This is a genomic window from Clostridium acetireducens DSM 10703 (genome assembly GCF_001758365.1).
Classification (GTDB): domain Bacteria; phylum Bacillota; class Clostridia; order Clostridiales; family Clostridiaceae; genus Clostridium_C; species Clostridium_C acetireducens.
The window spans coordinates 1-23,914 of record NZ_LZFO01000035.1 but is presented as its reverse complement, the minus strand read 5'-3'; the positions used below and the strand labels follow the sequence as shown (position 1 = coordinate 23,914).

At 26.6% G+C, this 23,914-nt stretch carries 17 protein-coding genes, 5 tRNA genes, 1 riboswitch and 1 other annotated feature; of the genes, 4 read left to right on the top strand and 18 right to left on the bottom strand.

Going from position 1 to position 23,914, the window contains the following annotated elements; translation table 11 throughout:
- The first annotated feature begins 202 nt into the window (after positions 1-202).
- Positions 203-407: a binding site (T-box leader), on the top strand.
- 43 nt (positions 408-450) lie between these two features.
- The gene (gene leuS, locus CLOACE_RS09795) at positions 451-2,886 is read left to right on the top strand and encodes a leucine--tRNA ligase (RefSeq protein ID WP_070110925.1); all 2,436 of its coding nucleotides are present in this window, start codon (positions 451-453) and stop codon (positions 2,884-2,886) included.
- 34 nt (positions 2,887-2,920) lie between these two features.
- On the opposite strand, the gene yjbM is transcribed toward leuS, so the two are convergent.
- On the bottom strand, positions 2,921-3,709 hold the full coding sequence (yjbM, locus tag CLOACE_RS09790; protein WP_070110924.1) for a GTP diphosphokinase: 789 nt from the start codon (positions 3,707-3,709) through the stop codon (positions 2,921-2,923).
- Between the two features lie 153 nt (positions 3,710-3,862).
- Here yjbM and CLOACE_RS09785 point away from each other — a divergent pair, with 153 nt between their 5' ends.
- A complete protein-coding gene (locus CLOACE_RS09785; RefSeq protein WP_070110923.1) occupies positions 3,863-4,759 on the top strand; it encodes a DUF2225 domain-containing protein in 897 nt (298 codons plus the stop codon).
- 91 nt (positions 4,760-4,850) lie between these two features.
- Here CLOACE_RS09785 and CLOACE_RS09780 read toward each other — a convergent pair whose 3' ends face one another.
- The 4 genes from CLOACE_RS09780 to CLOACE_RS09765 all read right to left on the bottom strand — a co-directional run bounded on the left by CLOACE_RS09780 (position 4,851) and on the right by CLOACE_RS09765 (position 10,122).
- Positions 4,851-5,531 carry a metallophosphoesterase gene (locus CLOACE_RS09780; protein ID WP_070110922.1) on the bottom strand — a complete coding sequence of 227 codons (681 nt, stop codon included), beginning with the start codon at positions 5,529-5,531 and terminating at the stop codon, positions 4,851-4,853.
- Positions 5,532-5,545: 14 nt separating this feature from the next.
- Positions 5,546-5,806: an EscU/YscU/HrcU family type III secretion system export apparatus switch protein gene (locus CLOACE_RS09775; RefSeq protein ID WP_070110921.1), complete on the bottom strand. Its 261-nt coding sequence runs from the start codon at positions 5,804-5,806 to the stop codon at positions 5,546-5,548.
- Positions 5,807-5,830: 24 nt separating this feature from the next.
- Positions 5,831-7,504: a hypothetical protein gene (locus CLOACE_RS09770; RefSeq protein ID WP_070110920.1), complete on the bottom strand. Its 1,674-nt coding sequence runs from the start codon at positions 7,502-7,504 to the stop codon at positions 5,831-5,833.
- Between the two features lie 458 nt (positions 7,505-7,962).
- Positions 7,963-10,122 (bottom strand): Tex family protein, encoded by a 2,160-nt coding sequence (locus tag CLOACE_RS09765; RefSeq protein WP_070110919.1) that lies wholly within the window; start codon positions 10,120-10,122, stop codon positions 7,963-7,965.
- A 107-nt stretch (positions 10,123-10,229) separates the two neighbouring features.
- Between CLOACE_RS09765 and CLOACE_RS09760 the strand changes: the two genes are divergently transcribed.
- Positions 10,230-11,555 carry a M28 family metallopeptidase gene (locus CLOACE_RS09760; protein ID WP_070110918.1) on the top strand — a complete coding sequence of 442 codons (1,326 nt, stop codon included), beginning with the start codon at positions 10,230-10,232 and terminating at the stop codon, positions 11,553-11,555.
- Positions 11,556-11,629: 74 nt separating this feature from the next.
- On the opposite strand, the gene prfB is transcribed toward CLOACE_RS09760, so the two are convergent.
- From prfB to CLOACE_RS09695, 13 genes are all read right to left on the bottom strand, one after another.
- Positions 11,630-12,737, bottom strand: a protein-coding gene (gene prfB, locus CLOACE_RS09755; RefSeq protein WP_101495416.1) for a peptide chain release factor 2 whose coding sequence is annotated in 2 segments (ribosomal slippage) — positions 11,630-12,670 and positions 12,672-12,737 — 1,107 coding nt in all. Because the reading frame shifts where the segments join, the coding sequence is not laid out codon by codon here.
- Positions 12,738-12,795: 58 nt separating this feature from the next.
- A complete protein-coding gene (secA, locus tag CLOACE_RS09750; RefSeq protein ID WP_070110916.1) occupies positions 12,796-15,306 on the bottom strand; it encodes a preprotein translocase subunit SecA in 2,511 nt (836 codons plus the stop codon).
- Positions 15,307-15,462: 156 nt separating this feature from the next.
- Positions 15,463-15,990, bottom strand: coding sequence for a ribosome hibernation-promoting factor, HPF/YfiA family (hpf, locus tag CLOACE_RS09745; RefSeq protein WP_070110915.1), 528 nt, complete (start codon positions 15,988-15,990; stop codon positions 15,463-15,465).
- A 450-nt stretch (positions 15,991-16,440) separates the two neighbouring features.
- Positions 16,441-17,121 (bottom strand): ComF family protein, encoded by a 681-nt coding sequence (locus CLOACE_RS09740; protein ID WP_070110914.1) that lies wholly within the window; start codon positions 17,119-17,121, stop codon positions 16,441-16,443.
- A complete protein-coding gene (locus CLOACE_RS09735; RefSeq protein WP_070110913.1) occupies positions 17,094-18,113 on the bottom strand; it encodes a hypothetical protein in 1,020 nt (339 codons plus the stop codon). The genes CLOACE_RS09740 and CLOACE_RS09735 overlap by 28 nt, the downstream gene beginning before the upstream one ends.
- Before the next feature lie 37 nt (positions 18,114-18,150).
- Entirely contained in the window at positions 18,151-20,358 is a 2,208-nt protein-coding gene (gene recD2, locus CLOACE_RS09730) for an SF1B family DNA helicase RecD2 (protein ID WP_070110912.1), read from the bottom strand.
- Positions 20,359-20,427: 69 nt separating this feature from the next.
- The gene (locus tag CLOACE_RS09725) at positions 20,428-20,691 is read right to left on the bottom strand and encodes a hypothetical protein (RefSeq protein WP_070110911.1); all 264 of its coding nucleotides are present in this window, start codon (positions 20,689-20,691) and stop codon (positions 20,428-20,430) included.
- Positions 20,692-20,802: 111 nt separating this feature from the next.
- On the bottom strand, positions 20,803-21,978 hold the full coding sequence (metK, locus tag CLOACE_RS09720) for a methionine adenosyltransferase (RefSeq protein ID WP_070110910.1): 1,176 nt from the start codon (positions 21,976-21,978) through the stop codon (positions 20,803-20,805).
- A gap of 71 nt (positions 21,979-22,049) precedes the next feature.
- Positions 22,050-22,157, bottom strand: a riboswitch (SAM riboswitch).
- Between the two features lie 119 nt (positions 22,158-22,276).
- A tRNA-Tyr gene (locus CLOACE_RS09715) sits at positions 22,277-22,361 on the bottom strand.
- Between the two features lie 6 nt (positions 22,362-22,367).
- A tRNA-Thr gene (locus CLOACE_RS09710) sits at positions 22,368-22,443 on the bottom strand.
- Positions 22,444-22,469: 26 nt separating this feature from the next.
- Positions 22,470-22,545: transfer RNA gene (locus tag CLOACE_RS09705), tRNA-Val, on the bottom strand.
- Positions 22,546-22,555: 10 nt separating this feature from the next.
- A tRNA-Tyr gene (locus tag CLOACE_RS09700) sits at positions 22,556-22,640 on the bottom strand.
- A 5-nt stretch (positions 22,641-22,645) separates the two neighbouring features.
- Positions 22,646-22,721: transfer RNA gene (locus tag CLOACE_RS09695), tRNA-Thr, on the bottom strand.
- Positions 22,722-22,965: 244 nt separating this feature from the next.
- Between CLOACE_RS09695 and CLOACE_RS09690 the strand changes: the two genes are divergently transcribed.
- A complete protein-coding gene (locus tag CLOACE_RS09690) occupies positions 22,966-23,682 on the top strand; it encodes a PP-loop family protein (RefSeq protein ID WP_070110909.1) in 717 nt (238 codons plus the stop codon).
- The last annotated feature ends 232 nt before the right edge of the window (positions 23,683-23,914 follow it).

Here is a 23,914-nt window from a genome sequence, read left to right as displayed (position 1 = left end):
GTTATAATCAGTATCATGAACCATAGTGAAAACCTCCTGTATGTTTATACTCAACACCTATATCATACATGATTTTCACTATGGTTTTAATATTTTTTATCTGTTGCATTTAATTTTACAATGAACCAAACAAATTCAAATTTAAAAACATACAACTATGTGTTGACAAAATACTTTTATTATTATAAAATCTTACTTAATCATAAATACTGTGAACAGGAGTAGTAATATTTTTTAACTATTTTAAAGAGAGCTGTTGTTTGGTGAAAAGCAGTAATAGTAAAATATGAACTTGCCTGGGAGTTTGTCTACTGAAAAGTAGATACGGTTAAAACCGTTATATTTTTAAGTGAAGCAATTAATGCTTAACAAGAGTGGTACCGCGGAATACAGCTTTCGTCTCTTAAAGACGAAAGCTTTTTTTATTTTTTGTAAGGAGTGATTTAAAAAATGACAAATTACGGAACTAATATTGATGCTAAATGGCAAAAAAAATGGGAGGAAACTGGTATTTATAAATTTGATGAAAATAATCCAGGTAAAAATTTATATGTACTTGAAATGTTTTCCTATCCTTCTGCAAGTAAACTACATGCTGGTCATTGGTTTAACTATGGACCTGTAGATACTTGGGCTAGATTTAAAAGAATGAATGGATATAATGTATTTCAACCTATGGGTTTTGATGCTTTTGGATTGCCTGCAGAAAACTTCGCTATAAAAACTGGTATTCACCCAAAAGACTCAACAGAAAAAAATATAGAATCAATGGAAAAACAATTAAGAGCCATGGGTGCTATGTTTAATTGGGAAAATGAAATTATAACTTGTAATCCTGATTATTATAAATGGACTCAATGGGTATTTTTACAACTTTATAAAAAAGGATTGGCTTATAGAAAAAATGCACCTGTAAACTGGTGCCCAAGTTGTAATACAGTTTTAGCTAATGAACAAGTACTAGATGGTTGTTGCGAAAGATGTAGTAGTGAAGTTATAAAAAAAGACCTAACTCAATGGTTTTTAAAAATTACAGATTATGCTGATGAATTACTTGAAAAGTTAGATGAATTAGATTGGCCAGAACAAACTAAGGCTATGCAAAAGCATTGGATTGGTAGATCTACAGGAACTGATGCCATATTTAAAGTAGTGGATTCTGATTTAGAATTTGAAGTATTTACAACAAGAGTAGACACTTTATTTGGTGTTACTTATGCTGTTTTAGCTCCTGAAAATCCTCTTGTTGATAAACTAACTACAGATGAATATAAATCACAAGTAGAAGAATATAAAAATCAAGCTAAAAAACAATCTGAAATAGAAAGACAGTCAATAACTCGTGAAAAAACCGGTGTATTTACAGGTTCCTATGCTATTAATCCTATAAACGGTAGAAAAGTTCCTATTTGGGTTGGAGACTATGTATTAAGCACTTATGGTACAGGAGCAGTTATGGCAGTTCCAGCTCACGATGAAAGAGACTTTGCTTTTGCTACTAAATATAATCTTCCTATAGAAAGAGTTATAGAAGGTGGCGAATTGCCATTTACTGAATACGGTAAAATGGTTAATAGTGGTGAATTCAATGGATTAGAAGGAGAAGAAGCTAGAAAAGCTGTAACTAAAAAACTAGAATCTATGAAACTTGGAAGCGAAAAGGTAAATTATAGATTAAGAGATTGGCTAGTATCTCGTCAAAGATATTGGGGTGCTCCAATTCCTATAATTCATTGTGAAAAATGTGGAACTGTTCCTGTTCCTGAAAAAGATTTACCTGTGGAACTTCCTTATGATGTAGAATTTACACCAGATGGAAAATCACCACTTTCTAAGTCTCCTGAATTTGTGAATACAACTTGTCCAGTGTGTGGAGCTCCTGCTAAAAGAGAAGCAGATACATTAGATACTTTTGTTTGTTCTTCTTGGTATTTCTTAAGATATCCTGATAACAATAATAGCGAAAAAGCATTTGATACAGATAAAATAAATAGAATGCTTCCTGTTGATAAATACGTTGGAGGTCCTGAACACGCTTGCATGCATCTTCTATATGCTAGATTTATAACAAAAGCTTTAAGAGATATGGGATATATAAACTTTGGTGAACCATTTACATCTCTTACTCATCAAGGTCTTATTTTAGGACCAGATGGATTAAAAATGAGTAAATCCAAAGGAAATACTATTTCTCCTGATGACTATATAAGTGAATTTGGAGCTGATGTATTTAGAATGTATCTAATGTTTGGATTTGATTATACTGAAGGTGGAGCTTGGAGCGATGAAGGAATTAAGTCTATGGGAAGATTTATAGATAGAGTAGATAGAATTATTAATTCTTGTGTAGAAGAATTAAATAAGGATACTAATGATAAAACTTCTATAGATGCTGCTGAAAAAGAATTAAACTATGTAAGACATAATTCTATAAAATCTATATTAGAAGATGCAGAAAAAATGCAATTTAATACTTGTATAGCAAGACTTATGGAATTTACTAATGCTCTTTCTAAATATTTAAATGAAGAAAATAAAAATACTTCTATCTTAAAAGAATCTATAGTGGATTTTGTTAAGCTACTAGCACCATTTGCTCCTCATTTTGCAGAGGAACAGTGGGAAATTATAGGTATGCCTTATTCAGTATTTAATGAAAAATTTCCTGTTTTTAATCCTAAAGCTTTAATTAAGGAAGAAATAGAAATAGCAATACAAATAAATGGGAAAATTAAATCTAGAATAGAAATCCCAACAAATTTAACTGAAAAAGAAATAAAAAATGCCGCTTTAGAAGATTTTCATATACAAGAATTATTAAAAGATAAAACTATAATTAAAATTATAGTAATAAAAGGTCGTCTCGTAAATATTGTTGCAAAGTAATTTCATATAAATAAATCCGTGAATTTTCACGGATTTATTTATACATATCTAATGTTCTTTCTGTAATATTTAACAAATTATTTAATTCTGATACTTCTCCTTCGTCTATAAGGTCATTTAATTGCTTTTGATATCTTATAGATTCATTTGTTTTTCCTAAATAAGATAAAGTAAGAATGTTATTCATTATATTAGATACTAAACTAGATTTTACTTCAAATAACTTTTGTGCATCTTTTATTTCATCTTTTATTTCAAGCATTTGTTCATCTAATTGAAAAGCAGCGTCTGCAGCAGTTTTTAATTTATACTTTATGTTTTCTGGTATATCATGTTTATATTTATAATTTAAAGAATGCTCTATAGTAGCCCAAAAATTCATAGCTAATGTTCTTATTTGAAATTCCGCTAAAATATCCTTTTGACCTTCTGCCATATAAACTGGATACTTTATTATAATATGGTAACTTCTATATCCGCTTTCTTTAACATTAGTTACATAATCTTTTTCATATATTATTTGCATATCCTTTCTATTTCTAACTATATCTACCACTCTCTCAATATCATCTACAAATTGACACATTATTCTTATACCTGCTATATCTTCTATTTCGTACTCTATTCTATCTAAAGGTATATTAAACTTATTTGCTTTTTCTAACATGCTAGATATCTCTTTAACTCTTCCTGTAACAAATTCAATAGGAGAATACTCATTTTTTCTTCTATATTCTTTTCTAATACTTTTAAGCTTTACTTTTAACTCATCTACTGCTTGTTTATATGGTAATAAAAAAGTTTTCCATTCCCTAACTGCCATACATTTCACCTTCTAAAATGAATTTTATACACTCCTTATTCTATTATTATAATACATAATTTATAATAATTAATAACAATTTATATATTTTTTTGCTATAATTATTTTTAGACAACTATTTTTTAATTAATATAATCCAAAAGGTGTGATACTATGTCTAAAAACTTTTTTTCTGAATTAGAAAATTTAGGGTTTAAAGACTTAAACGATATAGATATATATAAAAAAAAAGATTCTGATAATTTAAATAAAAAAAATAATAAGGAATTGAATAAAAAATCTTTACTGTATGAAAAAGAATTAATTTGTCCTGTTTGTAAAAATAAATTTAAAGCTAAAGCTGTTAAAACTTCTGCTGCTAGAATGGAAGGAAAAGATTCTGATTTTTTTATAAGATACTATATAATTAATCCTTATTTTTATGATGTATGGCTGTGTAATAATTGTGGATATGCAACTATGAAAAAAGATTTTAAAAATATAAAAAGTTACGAAATAGATTTAATAAAAAAACATATTACATCTAAATGGAAAGGTAGAAAGTACCCCGATTTATATGATTTAGATACAGCTATAGAAAGATATAAAATATCTCTTTTAAATTATGTTGTTATGGAATCTAAATCTAGTAAAAAAGCTATGAACTGCTTAAAAATAGCTTGGATGTATAGATTGAAAAATGACTATGAAAAAGAGTTGCATTTTTTAAAACAAGCTTTGGAAGGTTTTAATTATACTTTCCAATATGAAAGTTCAAATAATATATACGGTATGAATAAATTTACGCTAATGTATCTTATAGGTGAATTAAATAGAAGAATAGGTAATGATGATATAGCTCTACAATGGTTTAGCAAAGTTGTTACTTCTTTAGGTATAAACTCTAGATTAAAAGAAATGGCAAGGGATCAAAGGGATTTAATTAAAGAAAAACAAAAATCCTCTAATAATACAGAGGATTTTTCTATAGATGCTACTGAAAATTTTGAAAAAAAGGTGAATTTAAAAAACAACAAAAAAGGATTTTTTTCTAAGTTGTTCAATAAATAATTATAAAAAAATTAGTGCAACAACATATAAATTTTATATTCTCCTTTTTCAAACATTCAATAATAATCCTACAAGAATAATATGGAATTCACTATATTATTCTTATAGGATTAAAGTTAATATAATCACAAGATGTAAGTATATATTCTATATTATCTATTTTACCCTGAAAAACATTTTTTAATGCAGGTCCATGAATATGTCCATATATAACTTTTTCTACTCCATATTCTTTAAATATTTTAGTAAATTCTGATTCTTCAAATCTATCGTTTACAGGAGGATAATGCATCATTACTATATATTTATTAAAATTATTTTTTTTAGCCTCATCTAAAGATAATTTAAGCCTTATTATTTCTCTACTCATTATTTTTTTATCATGTTCTGAGGAATTATCTTTAATAGGCCATCCTCTAGTACCGCATATTGCATAATCTTCATAATTATAAAAATTATTTTGTATAAATTTCATATCATCATAAAGAGAATTTAATTTAATAATACTTCCCCACCAATAATCATGATTTCCTTTTGATATTATTTTTTTGCCTGGCAATTTATGTATCCAATTTAAATCTTCCATTCCTTCATTAATTTTCATAGACCAGGATATATCTCCTGCTATAAGCACAGTATCTTCTTTTGTTATTTTTTTAAGCCAATTTTTTTTTATTTTTTTATCATGTTCTATCCAATTGTTTCCAAAGATATCCATAGGTTTATCTTCATTTAATGCTAAGTGCAAATCCGATATTGCAAATAACGCCATAACACTATCACCTTCTAAGTTAATGATTTGTCTACATCCATTATATAAGCTATTATTTCCGCTACTGTATCATACAATTCATAGGGTATAGATTCTCCTAAATCTACATTATTTAAAAGATTAGCTAATTCTTCATTTTTAACTATAGGTACATCATTTTTTTCAGCTTTTTCAATAATTTTATCTGCTACATAGCCCATACCTGCTGCAGTAACTATAGGTGCTTCATAGGATTGTTCGTATTTTAATGCTGCAGCTTTTTTTCTTTTTTCCACAAAATCACAACCCTTCAATTTTAACTAAACCTTAACATTTATAGCTCCTACATTATCATCTTGAAAAAAATCCCTAATATTTGATATATTAGTTTCTTCTAATTTTTCTTTTACATTTACATGTATACTATACCCTAAATTAGATAAATTGTTTAGTATTTTTTCTTTTGATTTATCAAAAAAAACTATAAAATTTTTGTTACATTCAATACTTATATCCATATTACAATTAAAAACTTGTATAAAAGCATCTACTTCTCCCATATTTATAGTTTTAACAGTGGTAACTATTTTAACATTTTGAGAATCTATTTTTTTACCTTTTTTTCTCTCGTCTTTTATAATTAATTTACATCCATATTCATCATTATTAATATTAACTGGTATATCCAAATAATAATATTGATTTGACATAGAATTAAACACTTTAAAATCATTCATATTATTTTGAAGTGCATTCATTACTTTATCATAAAAACCTACTTTTGTATCAGATTTTATATCTAAAATGGTTTTAATTATGTTTTTCATTTCATCAGTTTTTATATTTATCTGTTCTTTCACTATTTTAGATAAATCTTTTGAATTAGCAATTTCTATATTTTTAATTTGAACTTTCTCTACATTATCTTTATTACCCTTAACAGTTGTTTCTTTTACTTGTTCAGAAGATGTTTGCTCTACTTTGTCGTTTTCTTCTAATAATAATCTTTTTAGTTCTTCGGTTTTATCACTATTAGAATATATAATTTCTCTTGCTTTTTTTATACTTTCCTCTGTACCAATATCTAATAACCTATTAATCTCTTTTATTGTGCTTTCTAATTCAATTTTAACATTGCCTATACTTTCTTTATTGTTATTTACATTTTTTTTATTAACTTCGCTAGTATCTTCATTGCTTTTAATATGTGTTTCTTTACTTAATTCATTTTCAACATTTTGTTTAATATTATTTTCCACATTATTATTTGAATTATTATTTTTTATAGCATTTTCTAATTCCTTTAAAGCTTTATATATTCCATAATCTTTTTTAAAAACCTTATTAAAACTATCTATATTATCTTGGGTTAAATCTATATTATTTTCTAATAAAGTTAATAAATCCTCTTCACTTAAGTTTTTAAATTCATTAAAAAAACTTTTTAGAGAATTTTCTATTTTATTTCCCTCAATAGAATTTCTACTTATACCTTTACTTTGCATATACTTATCAATAAATTCTTCTTGGTAATTACTATCTATAGATATTTTATTTATAAAATCTACTAAAGTTTTTACTTTAGATATATTTTCTTTATTTAAAGGCATATTGTGACTTACCATCTTTTTTAATAATCCATATTCACTTTTAGATAAATTAATATTTTGTTCTTTTAATAAATTTTCTATGGAGGAACTTTCGTCTGGACTTTTTTCTTCAACCCCACTATTTACTAATTTTATTTTTATTTTTCCCTCTTCAAAGCCTTCTACTTCAAATTTAACCAATCCATCAGGTATAAAATCCAAAGGCTTTTCAAGTTTAGCTTGAAACTGCCATCCATCTATAAGTCTTAGTAAAATTTCATTTTTTACTTGGTCAAAATTTATTATTTTAGCTAAAAAATTTTCTCCTAATTCAAAGGATATTTTATTAAAAATTCTTTTAGAATTTACATTATAAACACTATTTACATTCCAAATTCCTGCCATGCACATTAACCTCCATTTTACTTATAACCACTAATACAATTATCGTACAAAATTTTATTTTATTAAATGTATATTAGTTTAGGTTGTTGAATAAAAAGTAATTGAGATAATTTGCATATAAAAAATAATTAAAAATAATATATATAAAAATAATAAACATAGCAGCATAAAGAGAGTTTGGAAATAATTAGAATGAATTTTAGACAATCTTAGAATAAAAAATAAAAAAACTCCGTAATTCATCACAGGACGTGATGAGCCAATTTCCGCCCCAAGGACGGGGCATAAATTGGGTAGGAGTTTTTTTGTTTTTTATTCTTAGAGTGTCTTAATGAAATGACTTATTTACAAACTCTCTTTATGCTGCTATGTTTATTATTTTTATATATATTATTTTTAATTATTTTTTATATGCAAATTATCTCAATTACTTTTTATTCAACAACCTATATATAATTTTAGATATCTTTCATACTTAAGCTTATTCTGTTTCTCTTTTCGTCAATATTTATTATTCTTACTTGAACTATATCTCCTACTTTAACTACATCAAGAGGATGCTTTACAAAATTATCTGAAAGCTCGCTTATATGCACTAATCCATCTTGATGTACTCCTATATCTACAAAAGCTCCAAAATCTGCTACATTTCTAACTGTTCCTGTAAGTATCATTTCTGGTTTTAGTTGGCTTATATCTGTTATACCTGTCTTTAATATAGGTTTTGGAAGTTCTTCTCTTGGGTCTCTTCCTGGTTTTTTTATTTCTTTTATTATATCTTTTAAAGTTGGTACCCCAGCATTTAAATTTTCTGCTAAATTTTCAATTCCTATTTCTTCTACTCTTTCATTTATATACTTTAATTCATTATTTTTTAAGTCATCTTCTTTGTATTTTAGTAAATTCAAAAGATTTTTTGCTACATTATAGGATTCAGGATGAACAGAAGTATTATCAAGAGGTTCATTGCTTTCCATTACTCTTAAAAATCCTGCACATTGTTCAAAAGCTTTGTTTCCTAATCTTTTTACATTAAGTAATTCTTTTCTATTTTTGAACTTTCCATTTTGCTCTCTATATTCCACTATATTTTTAGCTATAGTAGCGTTTATTCCTGATATATAAGATAAAAGTGAAGGTGTGGCTATATTTAAATCTACCCCTACAGTATTTACACAATCTTCTACTACTCCTTTTAAAGATTCATCTAATCTTTTTTGTGTTATATCGTGTTGATACTGTCCTACCCCTATAGATTTTGGATCTATTTTTACTAATTCTGCTAAAGGATCTTGTAATCTTCTGCCAATAGATATAGCTCCTCTTAAAGATACATTTATATCTGGGTACTCATCTGCTGCAAGTTTAGAGGCAGAATAAACAGAAGCTCCTGCTTCAGATACAATAACATAATAAATTTTTTTATTTTTTTCTTTTTTAACTTCTTCAATTAATTTAGTTATAACTTCTTCTGACTCTCTACTAGCAGTTCCGTTGCCTAGTGATATTACATCTACATTGTGTTTATATATTAGCTCTTTAAGTGTATTTATAGCTCCTTCTACATCTTTTTTAGGTTCTGTAGCATAAATGGTGGCAGTGTCTAATAGCTTTCCTGTATCGTCTAATACGGCTATTTTACAGCCAGTTCTAAATCCAGGGTCATATCCCAATACATTTTTACCTTTGATTGGTGATTGCATTAATAGTGCCTTTAAATTAGCTTTAAAAATATTTATTGCTCCTTCTTCTGCTTTTTCTGTAAGCTCTGATCTTATTTCCCTTTCTATAGAAGGAAATATAAGTCTTTTAAAAGAGTCTTTTATACTTTCCTCTATATATTTATCTGTATTAGCATTTCCCTTTAAACATCTATTGTTTAAATAATTTATTACTTTATTTTCATCAATTATTATTTTTACTGATAATACTTTTTCTTTTTCTCCTCTATTTATTGCTAATATTCTATGAGAAGGTATAGATTTAACTGCTTCTTTGTAATCATAATACATTTCATAAGGAGTAGATTCTTTCACTTTACTACTAGTTTCTATAACTCCTTCTTTTTTTACTAATTTTCTAATCCACTTTCTATATTCTGCTTCATCAGATATAATTTCACTTATTATATCTAAAGCTCCTTTTATAGCTTCTTCTGCTGAAATTACTTTTTTGTCTTCATTAATAAATTTCTTTGCATAAGTATTTATATCTTCTTTAAACTGCCCAGTAAAAATTGCATCAGCTAAAGGCTTTAATCCCTTTTCTTGTGCAATAATAGCCCTAGTTCTTTTTTTAGGTCTAAAAGGTCTATATATATCTTCTACTTCTGTCAAAGTAGTACATTCTAGTACTTTATTTCTTATATCTTCTGTAAGTTTATCTTGTTCTTCTATAAGTCTTATAACATCTTTTTTTCTTTCTTTTAAATTTCTTAAATATGTAAGTCTTTCTGTTAAATCTCTTAATACTGTATCGCTCATTCCACCAGTGATTTCTTTTCTATATCTGGCTATAAAAGGTACTGTGTTTCCTTCATCTAAAAGTTTTATTACATTGCTTATATTTTTTATGTTTATATTAAACTCTTTGCTTAATTTGTTTATTATATTATCCATAGTATCCTCCACTTTACATTATAACTTTATAGAAATATATTATAACAATCATAGATTATTTTGTAAATTAATATAAATTACTATAACTATTTAAAAGGAGTTTTTATATGAAGTTTACATTGAAATATTTATTATGTGTTTTTTTAATTTTACTTTCTTTTAATTTTAGTGTGTTTTACAACATACACCATTTTAATTATTCTACTGTAAAAAATCATATAGATTATTTATCTTCAGAAAATTTTAAAGGTAGATTAGCAGGTACACTTGAAAATGAAGAAGCTGCTTCGTTTATTAAAGAAAGTTTTAAAAAAAATAATTTACTACCTTATAAAAAGGATTTTTATCACAGTTTTTTATGTAAATACCCCTGTAAAATTAAGGGTAATCCTTATTTGAAAATTTTAGATAAAAATAATTCTATAGTTAAAGAATTTAGTTATGGTATTGATTATAAAGAAGATATGATAAACTTTAGAAATAATAATGTTTTATTTTCAAAAGATAATTCATTGTATTTAAACAAAAATCTTATAAAAGTAACTAATTCCACTGGAAAATTTTTATTTTATAATACTGATAATAATAATTTAAACTTTAGAAGCTCTTTTATAGAAAATTTTCCTATAGATATGGTAGTAATGGTTACTGATAAAACTTTATCTGAAATAAAATATTATTTAAGCAGAAATTATAGTATTAGTTGCTTTATACCTTTTTGCATTAAAGATACAAAATTAAATAATGTTGTAGGATACATAAAGGGAAAAAAAGATATTTCACCTATAATAATTTCTGCTCATTTTGATCATGTAGGGTATGATTTAAATAATAATACATATCCTGGTGCTTTAGATAATGCTTCTGGTATAAGTTTTGTAATAGAATTTAGCAAATATATAAAATCTTTAGGACAACCCACTAGGGATATAATATTTATAGGTTTTAATGCAGAAGAATTTGGCTGCTTAGGCTCTAAAAATTTTGCTATTAAAAATAAAAAACACTTAAAAAACAGTAAAGTCTTTAATTATGATATGATAGGCAGTATGAATGCCCCTTTGTGTATAATGGGTGGTAAAAAAGATAGTAGCAAAACTCCTATTATTAAGTCTGTATCTTCTTCTTGCAGTTATAATAAAATAAATTTTAATTATTTGTTTCAAGATTCTAGTGACCATGAATCTTTTAGAAATAATAATATAGAAGCTATAACTTTTATTGATAATGATACAAGTAAAATTCATACTCCTAAGGATAAAGCCTCTTTTATTAATATCAATGCTATTAAAAGATGTTTTAAAGTTAGTTCTATGGAAATAATAAAACAAGCTTTTAATAATAATTTAATATTAATATACTATAAACAATTTCTATTCATATCTATTATAGGAAGTTTTGTTTGCATAAAGTTAAACTTTAAATATATGTAAATCACTTAGCAGCAATAGTTAAAAATATTAAACTTAAAAATAATTTTAATATTTTATAACTATTGCTACTATATTTATTTAAAATTACATTTTAAGTATTCTTTTATAAATTTATCAATTTCTCCATCCATAACAGAGTTTATATTATTAAATTCTACACCTGTTCTATGATCTTTAACTAAAGTATAAGGATGAAATACATAAGATCTTATCTGACTTCCCCAACCCATATCTTTTAATTCTCCAGTTAAATCTTCTATTTTTTCTTTATGAGCTCTTTCTTTTAATTCTACTAATTTAGCTTTTAACATCTTTATAGCACTTTCTTTATTAGAATATTGACTTCTTTCATTTTGACATTGTACTACTATTCCTGTAGGAATGTGAGTAATTCTAACAGCAGATTCCGTTTTATTTACATGTTGTCCTCCAGCTCCACTAGCTCTATAAGTATCTATTTTTAAATCTTCTGTCTTTATATTTATATCTTGATCTTCTTTTAACTCTGGTATAACTTCTACAGAAGCAAAAGATGTCTGCCTTTTACCATTTGCATTAAAAGGAGATATTCTAACTAATCTATGAATACCTTTTTCAGCTTTTAAATATCCATAGGCAAATCTTCCTATTATTTTTAGTGTAACACTTTTTATACCTGCATCTTCTGCTGAGAGTAAATCTAATACTTGTATTTTAAATCCTTTCTTTTCTGACCATCTAGTATACATTCTAAGTAACATTTCTGTCCAATCTTGAGCATCTGTACCTCCTACACCTACATGAAGAGTTAATATAGCATTATTTTCATCATATTTTCCTGAAAGAAGAATTTCTATTTTAAAATTATCTATTTCTTCTTTTAAATTATTTATCTCATTTATTAATTCTTGTTGTATAGAATAATCTTCATCTTCTTTTAACATTTCTATTAAAATCTCTATATCTTCTATTTTTTGCTTTAAATTATTATATCTACCAATAGTATGTTTTATATTATTGGCTTGTTGAGTAATATTTTGAGCTGTATTAATATCATTCCAAAAGTCTACACATTGCATTTTATTTTCAAGTTCTTCTAACTTTATAGTTAATTTTTCTATGTCAAAGTGAATCCCTTATTTCTTTAATATCTTTGTTTAATATTTCTATTTTTCCAATTGACTCTTCTAATTGCAATATCATATTTATCACACTCCTAATATCAAAAACGGCAAATAGTGTTACTATTTACCGTTTATATTTAAGCTTCTCTTCCACAACAATTTTTAAACTTCTTTCCACTGCCACAAGGACAAGGGTCATTTCTTCCTATTTTGTTTTCTTTTCTAATAGGAGTTTGTTTTGTTGAATTGTCACTATCATAATTTGTTGAAGTTTCCTTTACAACTCTTTCCCTTTGTGGAGCACTTTGTATTTGAACATGGCACAAGTATTTTATTGTATCTACTTTTATATTGTATATCATTTCTTCAAACATTTGGCTTCCTTCAAATTGATATGCCTGAGCAGGTTCTTGCTGTCTATATGCTCTAAGTCCTATTCCTTGTTTCAAGTGTTCCATATTATCTATATGATCCATCCATTTCATATCAACTACTCTAAGTAAAAGAACTCTTTCTATTTCTCTCATTTCTTCTGAACCAAACTCTTCTTCTTTTTGTTCTAGTAGTTTTTCTCCTATATTGTAAAGTTTCTCTTTTATTTCTTCATTAGCTAATGGTTGTAATTCTTCTAAGCCAATGACTCCTTTTGGCAAATAAACTTCTTCTAATAAACTTATAAGTTTTGGTAATTCTTCATCAATATTGTCTTCTTCCTCTGATATATGAGCATCTACTTCGTAACTTATTATATCTTCAAGCATAGATCTTACTTGTTCTTTTAAGTCCTCTCCTTCTAATACTTGAGATCTTTGTTTGTATATTATTTCTCTTTGTTTATTTATTACGTCATCATATTGTAGTAAAGTTTTTCTTATATCAAAGTTATTTCCTTCTACTTTCTTTTGAGCATTTTCTATAGCAGAAGAAACCATTTTACTTTCTATTGCTTCTTCTTCACTAAGTCCTAATCTGTCTACAACACCTTGAAGTTTATCTGAACCAAATATTCTCATTAAGTCATCTTCTAGAGAAACATAAAATCTAGATTCTCCTGGATCACCTTGTCTTCCTGAACGACCTCTTAGCTGATTATCTATACGTCTGGATTCATGTCTTTCTGTTCCTATTATTTTTAATCCTCCAGCTTCTACAACACCTTCTCCTAACTTAATGTCTGTACCACGACCAGCCATATTTGTAGCAATTGTAACCATGGCTTTTTCTCCTGCATGAGATATTATTTCTGCTTCTTTTTCGTGATACTTAGCATTAAGTACTTGGTGAGGAATTCCTTTCTTTTTTAACATATCCGATAGCATTTCTGATTTTTCAATACTTACAGTACCTACTAATGATGGCTGACCTTTTTTATAAGTATTAACTATATCTTCAACTATAGCTTTAAATTTTCCTTTAGCTGTTTTATAAACTAAATCTGGTTGGTCTATTCTTTGTATAGGTTTATGAGTAGGTACAACTATTACGTCTAATCCATATATTTCTCTAAATTCATTTTCTTCTGTTAAAGCAGTACCTGTCATTCCTGACAATTTATTAAACATTCTAAAGTAGTTTTGATAAGTTATAGTAGCAAGTGTTTTTGATTCTCTTTGAATTTTTACACTTTCTTTTGCTTCTATAGCTTGGTGAAGACCATCACTATATCTTCTTCCTTCCATTACTCTTCCTGTAAATTCATCTACTATTAAAACTTCACCATCTCTAACCATGTAATCTTTATCTCTTTTCATCATATAATTAGCTTTTAAAGCTTGAACTACATGGTGTTGAATTTCCATATTTTCTGGGTCTGCATAATTATCTAAGTGAAAGAATTTTTCTGCCTTTTCTATACCTTGTTCTGTTAATATAACAGAATTTGACTTTTCATCTTTAGTAAAGTCATCTTCTTCTTTTAATGACTTAGCAAAGTAATCTGCTACCTTATATAAATCAGTTGATTTATCTCCTTGACCTGAAATTATAAGAGGTGTTCTAGCTTCATCTATTAATATAGAGTCAACTTCGTCTACTATAACAAAGTTAAGTCCTCTTTGAACCCTTTCCTCTTTATAAATCACCATATTATCTCTTAAATAATCAAATCCAAACTCACTATTAGTACCATAAGTTATATCACAATTATAAGCATCTTGTCTCTGAATTTGATCTAAATCATGTAATATTACTCCTGCTTTAAGTCCTAAAAATTCATATATTGGTGACATAGTATCTCTATCTCTTTTAGCAAGGTAATCATTGACAGTTACTATATGTACTCCTTCTTCTGTTAAAGCATTTAAATATGCTGGCAAGGTAGCTACTAATGTTTTACCTTCTCCTGTCTTCATTTCTGCTATTCTTCCTTGATGAAGAACAATTCCTCCCATAAGCTGCTCTCTAAAATGCTTTAATCCTATAGTCCTAGTTGAAGCTTCTCTAACAACTGCAAAAGCTTCAGGAAGTATATCATCTAAACTTTCCCCTTTTTGAAGTCTTTCTTTAAATTCACTTGTTTTACATTTAAGTTGTTCATCCGTTAAAGACTGCATTTTAGAATCTAAATTATCTATTTTATTAACAATAGGAATTATTCTTTTTATTTCTCTTTCACTATAAGTTCCAAATAATTTTTCAAATAATTTCATTTTTATTCTTCATCCTCACCTATATTATATTTTTACATATATACTTTATAAATTATATCATCTAATTTTATACCATTCAACTAAATATATTCCTGTTTATTTTTAATTAAAAAACTTTTAAAATTTAAAATAGGAGGTTTTTAACCTCCTATTAACCTAAAATTCAGGTTCTATTAGACCATAATTACCGTCTTTCCTTTTATATACTACATTTACATCTCCTGTTTCTGCACTTTTGTATACAAAAAAGTTATGTCCTAAAAGTTCCATTTGCAATATAGCTTCTTCATCAGACATTGGTTTAATTGCAAATTTTTTAGTTTTTACTATTTTAAATTCTTGTTCATCTTTTTTATCTAATTCAGGTATAGACTGAAATCTCAACGAACCTCCATGGTTCCTTCTTTGAAGTTTTGTTTTTTGTTTTCTTATTTGTCTTTCTATTTTATCAACTACTATATCTATAGAAGCATACATATCTTCTGTTGCTTCCTCACCTCTTAATATTACACCACTAAAAGGAATTGTTACTTCTATTATTTGTCTGTTTTTTTGTACACTAAGTGTAGCATTAGCTACTACATCAGGCTTAAAATACTTATCTAATTTGGATAACTTTTTTTCCACCACATTTCTTAATGCATTAGTTACTTCAATATTTTTTCCACTTACAGTTATTCTCATATTTTCAGCCCCTCTCTACCTTAAATAGGTAATAGTTATAATTTTTTGTGTATATATATTTTAATACTCTTTTTTATAAAATACAATAGAAATATTTGAAATTAACAAAATATTAAGTAAATTAACAATATTACTACTATTATTATTGTTATTTTAAATTTATTATTAAAATATTTATTTTATAATAAATTTAAAGTTCTTAATTCTAAAGAATTAAGAACTTTAAATATTAAGTTAGTTGACCTGGTCTTTTCCCCCACACTGGCCTGCTGGAACGTTTGCTACCCAGAGTTCATCTTCTCACTAATAATTCTCTCGCTTTTATAAGCGGCAGGACTTACTTCTAAACCGCACTATGCTCATTAAATAATTTTATTTAACTTACGTGGATCGTTTTGCCTGCGACTGGCATCGACTTTCAACCACAAACCTAACTTAATATATTTATAATTATATACTACTTTTTGCAGCAGTCAATACTATAACTTCTTTTGCTCCATTTTTTATTAATTCTTTACTGCAAAAAAATGCCGTAGAGCCTGTAGTTATAACATCATCTACTAATAAAATTTTTTTATTAACTATTTTATTCTTATTTTTTACACAAAAACAATCCTTATTATTTTTCCATCTTTCCTCTTTATTTAATCCTATTTGGTCTTTATTGTCTTTTATTTTATTTAAAGAGTTAATTAAAGATTTTTCTGTTTTTTCTGATAAATTTTTAGCTAAATATTTGCTTTGATTATATCCTCGTTTTTTTAACTTTTTTCTGCTTACAGGTACATAAGTTATGGCATCAAATTCCATATTATTTTCTAATAAATTTTTAAACATATATTCACTTATAATTTCACCACTTTTAAAATCTCTATGATACTTTAAATTTAAAATTAATTCTTTCATAACTCCAGAATAATAAGCAGATGAATATACCGAAAAACTAAATTCCTGTTTTTTTATATTAGTTTTATGTTTACAAAGCTTAATATCTCTTGTACAATTATCACAAATAAATCTGCCGTCATAAAGAATTTTATTACATATAACACAATTGCCTTCATCTGAATATATAACAGATAAAATACAATCTATTACGTATTTTATATTTTTAATAAACCTGTTTCCCATGCCTCTTTATTGAAGTTTCTGGTAATTATTTTAGCTTCTTCCATTTGTTTAGTTTCCTGATAAGCCAAAAGTATTACTTCACCTCTGTATTTTCCCTCATTTCCTTTAATTTTTGAACATAAATAAACAAATTCTTTATAGTTAAACTTTTCATCATCAGCAAAATATACCATAATGTCTGTATCTGTTAAATATGAAAACAAATAATGAAATTCATTAGTAATTATTATAGCTTTTTTTATTTTTGTAAAATTAGTAATTACTTTTTCATTACTTTTATCTTTTATATAATAATATACATTTTTTTCTTTGCGAAAGGGATACTTATTTATATATGCAAATACATTTTTTACTTTTATTTCATCTGGAACATATATTATTACTTTTCTATTAAATTTAATTGAGAAATTTATATAATCATATATTAAAAAAGGAATATCTCTATTCATATCTATTCTTGTTGTTATTATTCTTGGTTCAATTATAGGTTTTTTATCTTCCTTTATTGGTAGAATTATGTCCATCTTATTTTTAAATATACTTTCTATAGAATAAATTATACACTTGCTTTTATTAAACTTTTTCATTATGAGTTGCTTTATTTCTTCATTACTGTACTTAGGAAAGCTGTTTACATCATCATATATTACTAAATGAAAATTATTTTTAATATTACTAGCTTTTTTATGATTACATATAATTAAATTATTTTCTAAATCCATATTAACATCTCTAATATAAGAATAATTTCTAAATTTAGAGTATTTTTTTATATTTAAAATTAAATCTATATTGTATTCTTCTTCTGTTATATATAGGACTTTTTTATTGTTATATACATATCTTAGTATTGTTTTAACTAAAATATAAGAAGAGTTATAAGGAAGAGATATAATATTTAAAATATTTTCATCGCCTATACTCCAATTTAATATGCAATTACTAATTTTATCTCTATCACCGCTTATTCTAGTTTTTTTAGAAAAATACATAAAATCTCCCCTAAACACAAAAATATTTTAAAAAACATCATTCTATTATATTTTTAATTCTCCATCCTAACAAAGAATACCTCTCTAAACTATTATTATTATTTATCATAAATTTTATTGATTTGGGTATTCCTACTAATACTACTAGTTGCTTTGCTCTAGTTATAGCTGTATAAAACAAATTTCTATTCATAAGCATAGGCGGTCCCATAAATACTGGTAATATTACTACTTTAAATTCACTTCCTTGGCTTTTATGCACAGTCATAGCATAAGCCAAATCTAATTCATCTAAAGAAAGATTATCATACTCTACTTCTCTATCATCATCAAATATAACAGTAACAGTATCGTTTTCATCATCTATTTGTTTTATATATCCCAAATCTCCATTATAAACTCCCTTGCCTTCTTCATCTCCAAATTCCTTTGCCTTTTTCCATTTAATACAATAATTGTTTTTTGTCTGCATTACCTTATCTCCAACTCTAAAAATAACATTTCTAAACTCTTTTTGATTTTTATATTTACTTTCTGGATTTAATACTTGTTGAAGTTTACTATTTAAATTCGAAACTCCTATTATTCCTTTTCGCATTGGAGACAATACTTGTATATCTTTAATTTTATGCCAATCAGAATTATATCCCGGAAGTCTACTATCTACAAGATCTACTATAGTTTTTAAAATCTTTTTTTGCTCAATACAATTAATAAAATAAAAGTCTTTTCCTTTTTTATTAAGCACAGGCATTTCTCCATTATTTATTTTATGTGCATTTACTATAATCATACTTTCTTTAGACTGTCTAAAAATATCTTTCAATCTAACTACTTTTACACATTGACTATCTATTAAATCTTTTAATACATTTCCAGGTCCTACAGAGGGTAGCTGGTCTGAATCTCCAACAATTATAACTCTAGTGCCTAAAGATATTGCCTTTAATAAATTATGCATAAGAATTATATCTATCATAGAAGCTTCATCTATTACTATTACATCACAATCTAAATAATTTTCATCTTTCATAAATATTATATCTTCTTCATTAACTATTCCCATTTCTAATATTCTATGTATTGTTTTAGATTCTCTTCCTGTAGATTCTGTCATTCTTTTTGCAGCTCTACCTGTAGGTGCTCCCATTATAACTTTTAAATTAGATTTTTCAAATATATCTATTATACAATTTATTATTGTAGTTTTTCCCGTTCCTGGTCCTCCTGTAATTATTTCCATTGAATTTTCAAAAGCACCTCTTATAGCCTCTTTCTGTGATTCAGCAAATTTTATATGGTTATCTTTTTCAAAAATTTCTATTTCTTTATCTATATCTACATCTATGCTTTCATATTTAGTTGAAGAAAGAGATAATACCTTTTTAGTAACTCCAAGTTCACAATAATAATATAACAAATCAAATACACAGTTTTCGCCTTCAATTGTTTCTATCTTTATATTTCCATCTAAAGCACATTGGTATATATTTTTTTCTACAATTTCTTTTGATACCATTAGTATGCTTACAGATTTTTCTAACAACTTCTCTAAAGGTATATAAGTATTTCCTATAGAGCAAAACTTATTTATAATATATTTTATTCCACTTTGTATTCTAAAAGGTGATTCTTTTTCTATTCCTATACTACTTGCAATTTTATCTGCAATTTTAAAGCCTATACCAGCTATTTCTTCTGTTAAAGTATAAGGATTTTTCTTTACTATATTTATAGATTCTGATCCAAATCTTTTGTATATTTTAATGCATTGGTTAGGTGTTATTCCATAAGTCTGAAGAAACACCATTATATTCTTTATTTCTTTATTTTTATTATAGGACTTTTTTATTAGTTTTATTTTTTTAGGACCTATACCTTCTATTTCCTCTAATTTATTTATATTATTGTCTAATATTTTTAAAGTATCTTCTCCAAATTTTTTTACAATTTTTTTTGCTGTTACAGGACCTATACCTGCTATAATCCCTGAGGATAAATATCTTTCTATGCCTAATTTTGTATTAGGTATTATTTCTTCAAAGACTTCTGCTTTAAATTGCTGTCCAAATTCAGGATGAATAGTCCATTCCCCAGTTATTTTTAAATTTTGTCCTTCTTTTATATAGGGCATATATCCTACTATTGTTATACTGCTCTTTTCTTCCTTTATTTTAGCTACTACATAACCGTTATCACTATTTTTGAAAATTATACTCTCAACAATTCCCTCTATATTATTCATAAGATTTCACCTATTTCTCATAATAGTAAAAATATGATAGTATAATTATATCATACTATCATGTCTTTATTACTTAACTTTACTATATCGATTTACTAATAATTTTTCAAATATAATAGTAGTAATTGGTATAAATATAATACAAAATAATACTATATTCATTAAGTGAGTATTGGCATTATATATATTTTCTATACTTACTACTATTTTACTCAAAGTAACAAAAGCTATTAATGCCATACCTAAAGTAATAGATGCTATAATTGCAAAAATGGTTATAAAAAATTTGTTTACTTTATGTAATAAAGTTAATGCTTTATTTATAATAATCACCTTCTTTATTGTAAATTACTTAACTAAAATTATATTAGCTCTTTAAAAATATAATTTACAACATACAAAGAGGGCTGTTTTTACAAAACAGCCCTTCTTTTCTAAATAATATTATAAATACTTCTTTATTTCTTTAACTTTATTTAATTTTTCCCAAGGTACATTTATATCTAATCTTCCAAAATGACCATAAGCTGCTACTTGTTTATAAATAGGTCTTCTTAAGTCTAATTCCTTAATTATAGCTGCTGGTCTTAAGTCAAATACATTATTTACTATTTCTACTATTTTATCTTCCGAAACTTTTCCTGTTCCAAAAGTTTCTACACTAATTGATACTGGTTTAGCAACTCCTATAGCATAAGCTAATTGAATTTCTAGCTTATCTGCAATTCCTGCTGCAACTAAATTTTTAGCTACCCATCTAGCAGCATAAGCAGCAGATCTATCAACTTTTGTTGGGTCTTTTCCTGAAAAAGCTCCTCCACCATGTCTTCCATATCCACCATAAGTATCTACTATTATTTTTCTTCCTGTTAATCCTGAGTCACCTTGAGGTCCTCCTATTACAAATCTTCCTGTTGGATTAACATAATACTTAGTATTTTCATCTAATAATTCTTTAGGAACAACTGCATTTATTACATATTCTCTTATATCTTTTTCTATTTGTTCTTGTGTAGCTTCTGGACTATGTTGAGTAGAAATTACTATGGCATCTATTCTAACTGGCTTATTTCCTTCATATTCAACAGTTACTTGAGTCTTTCCATCTGGTCTTAAGTAACTTAAAGTTCCATTTTTTCTTACTTCTGATAATTTTCTTGATAATTTATGAGCCATACATATAGGCATTGGCATATATTCTTCAGTTTCATTAGTAGCATAACCAAACATCATGCCTTGGTCTCCTGCTCCTATTGCTTCTATTTTATCCATTTCACCTTTTTTAGACTCAATAGATTCATCTACTCCCATAGCTATATCACCAGATTGTTCATCAATAGAAGTGATTACACCACAAGTACTAGCATCAAATCCATATTTTGCTCTAGTATATCCTATATCTTCTATAGTTTTTCTTACAATTTTCGGTATATCTATATAGCAATTTGTAGATATTTCTCCCATTACTAAAACTAAGCCTGTGGTAACTGAGCATTCACACGCTACTCTTCCATTAGGATCCTTTTCTAATATAGAATCCAATACAGCATCGGATATTTGATCACATATTTTATCTGGATGTCCTTCTGTAACTGATTCTGAAGTAAACAGCTTTCTCATTTTATTCCCTCCTAAATATTTATAAAAATAAATAACCTCTTCGATAAGAAGAGGTTTTAAATTCACCATCTCTCTTATCTTGCAGAATAACCTGCAGGAATTGGCACCTTAGTGCATTAAATATCACACTGGTTGCCGGGTTTCATAGGGCCCTTTCCCTCCACCTCTCTTGATAAGAGTATTTATAAATTGTTTTTTTCATACTATCATAATATTATATACTATGTCAATTAAAATATTCAATTTATTTAATTAGTTTAATAAATTTCACAAAAAAAGATACCACTTGGGCATCTTTTGGTGGAGAAAGATGGATTCGAACCATCGAAGGCGAAGCCAACAGATTTACAGTCTGCCCCCTTTAGCCACTCGGGAATTCCTCCACATAATGGAGCTGGCAATAGGAATCGAACCTACAACCTGCTGATTACAAGTCAGCTGCTCTGCCAATTGAGCCATGCCAGCATATTCAATTGTATAATACAATTAATTGGTGGGCACAACAGGGCTCGAACCTGTGACCCCCTGCTTGTAAGGCAGATGCTCTCCCAGCTGAGCTATGCGCCCTAAATTAAATTGGTGGAGGAAGATGGATTCGAACCATCGAAGGCGAAGCCAACAGATTTACAGTCTGCCCCCTTTAGCCACTCGGGAATTCCTCCACATATGGAGCTGGCAATAGGAATCGAACCTACAACCTGCTGATTACAAGTCAGCTGCTCTGCCAATTGAGCCATGCCAGCAAATATTAAATTTATCGACCAGTATTGTCGACATGAATTAGTATACAATTATATATTAATAATTTCAAACACATAGATAAGCATTTATATTAAATTATATTTTATTTTCTTTATTTATTGCTTATTTTCTTTGTTTTAAGCATATATTTGATTCTAAAGTTAATATTAAAATTACACTTTCTTTATATATAATTTAATATTATAATGTTGTATTAGTTATTAAATTTAATAAAAGGTGATAAACATGCAAAAAATATTAAGTAAATTTAGAAAAGCCGTAAATGATTTTAAATTAATTGAAAATGGAGATAAAATAGCAGTAGGTCTATCTGGCGGAAAGGATAGTATAACGCTTCTACATTTATTTAAAAAGTATCAAAGATTTTCTCCTGAATCTTTTGATTTAATAGCTATAATATTAGATACAGGAATGGAATCAGACTTTACTAAATTAAAAGAAATGTGCACAGAAATAGAAGTTCCCCTTTACATAATCCAAACTCATATAAAAGAAATTGTATTTGATATAAGAAAGGAAAAAAATCCTTGTTCATTATGTGCTAAACTAAGAAGAGGTTCTTTAAATGATAATGCTAAAAAATTAGGATGTAATAAAGTTGCTTTAGGTCATCATAAAAATGATGCTATAGAAACTTTACTTATGTCTATGTTCTATGAAGGAAGAATAAATTGTTTTTCTCCTCTTACTTATTTAAGTAGAATGGATATTCATGTTATAAGACCTATGGTTTATATAGACGAATTAGAAATAAAAAATATAGCTAAAAAACACAATTTTCCTATTATTAACAATCCTTGCCCAGCCAACGGATTTACTAAAAGAGAATATATAAAAAATTTAACTTATTCTTTAGAAAATGAAATTCCAGGATTAAAAGATAATCTTCTTAAAGCATTAACAAATACTAAGCAATTAAAAATATGGAATAAAAATGATTAATAAAATTTGCAAATAAAAAATAATTAAAAATAATCTGTATAAAAATAATAAGCCAGTAGCATAAAGAGAGTTTGTAAATAATTTGAATGAATTTTAGACACTCTAAGAATAAAAAATAAAAAAACTCCGTAATTCATCACAGGACGTGATGAGCCAATTTCCGCCCCAAGGACGGGGCATAAATTGGGTAGGAGTTTTTTTATTTTTTATTCTTAGAGTGTCTTAATGAAAT

Bases quoted from the DNA above. Each gene is read 5' to 3' on its own strand.
- leuS (WP_070110925.1), top strand. From the start codon at position 451: ATGACAAATTACGGAACTAATATTGATGCTAAATGGCAAAAAAAATGG.
- yjbM (WP_070110924.1), bottom strand. From the start codon at position 3,709: ATGGCAGTTAGGGAATGGAAAACTTTTTTATTACCATATAAACAAGCA.
- CLOACE_RS09785 (WP_070110923.1), top strand. From the start codon at position 3,863: ATGTCTAAAAACTTTTTTTCTGAATTAGAAAATTTAGGGTTTAAAGAC.
- CLOACE_RS09780 (WP_070110922.1), bottom strand. From the start codon at position 5,531: ATGGCGTTATTTGCAATATCGGATTTGCACTTAGCATTAAATGAAGAT.
- CLOACE_RS09770 (WP_070110920.1), bottom strand. From the start codon at position 7,504: ATGGCAGGAATTTGGAATGTAAATAGTGTTTATAATGTAAATTCTAAA.
- CLOACE_RS09765 (WP_070110919.1), bottom strand. From the start codon at position 10,122: ATGGATAATATAATAAACAAATTAAGCAAAGAGTTTAATATAAACATA.
- CLOACE_RS09760 (WP_070110918.1), top strand. From the start codon at position 10,230: ATGAAGTTTACATTGAAATATTTATTATGTGTTTTTTTAATTTTACTT.
- secA (WP_070110916.1), bottom strand. From the start codon at position 15,306: ATGAAATTATTTGAAAAATTATTTGGAACTTATAGTGAAAGAGAAATA.
- hpf (WP_070110915.1), bottom strand. From the start codon at position 15,990: ATGAGAATAACTGTAAGTGGAAAAAATATTGAAGTAACTAATGCATTA.
- CLOACE_RS09740 (WP_070110914.1), bottom strand. From the start codon at position 17,121: ATGGGAAACAGGTTTATTAAAAATATAAAATACGTAATAGATTGTATT.
- CLOACE_RS09735 (WP_070110913.1), bottom strand. From the start codon at position 18,113: ATGTATTTTTCTAAAAAAACTAGAATAAGCGGTGATAGAGATAAAATT.
- recD2 (WP_070110912.1), bottom strand. From the start codon at position 20,358: ATGAATAATATAGAGGGAATTGTTGAGAGTATAATTTTCAAAAATAGT.
- metK (WP_070110910.1), bottom strand. From the start codon at position 21,978: ATGAGAAAGCTGTTTACTTCAGAATCAGTTACAGAAGGACATCCAGAT.
- CLOACE_RS09690 (WP_070110909.1), top strand. From the start codon at position 22,966: ATGCAAAAAATATTAAGTAAATTTAGAAAAGCCGTAAATGATTTTAAA.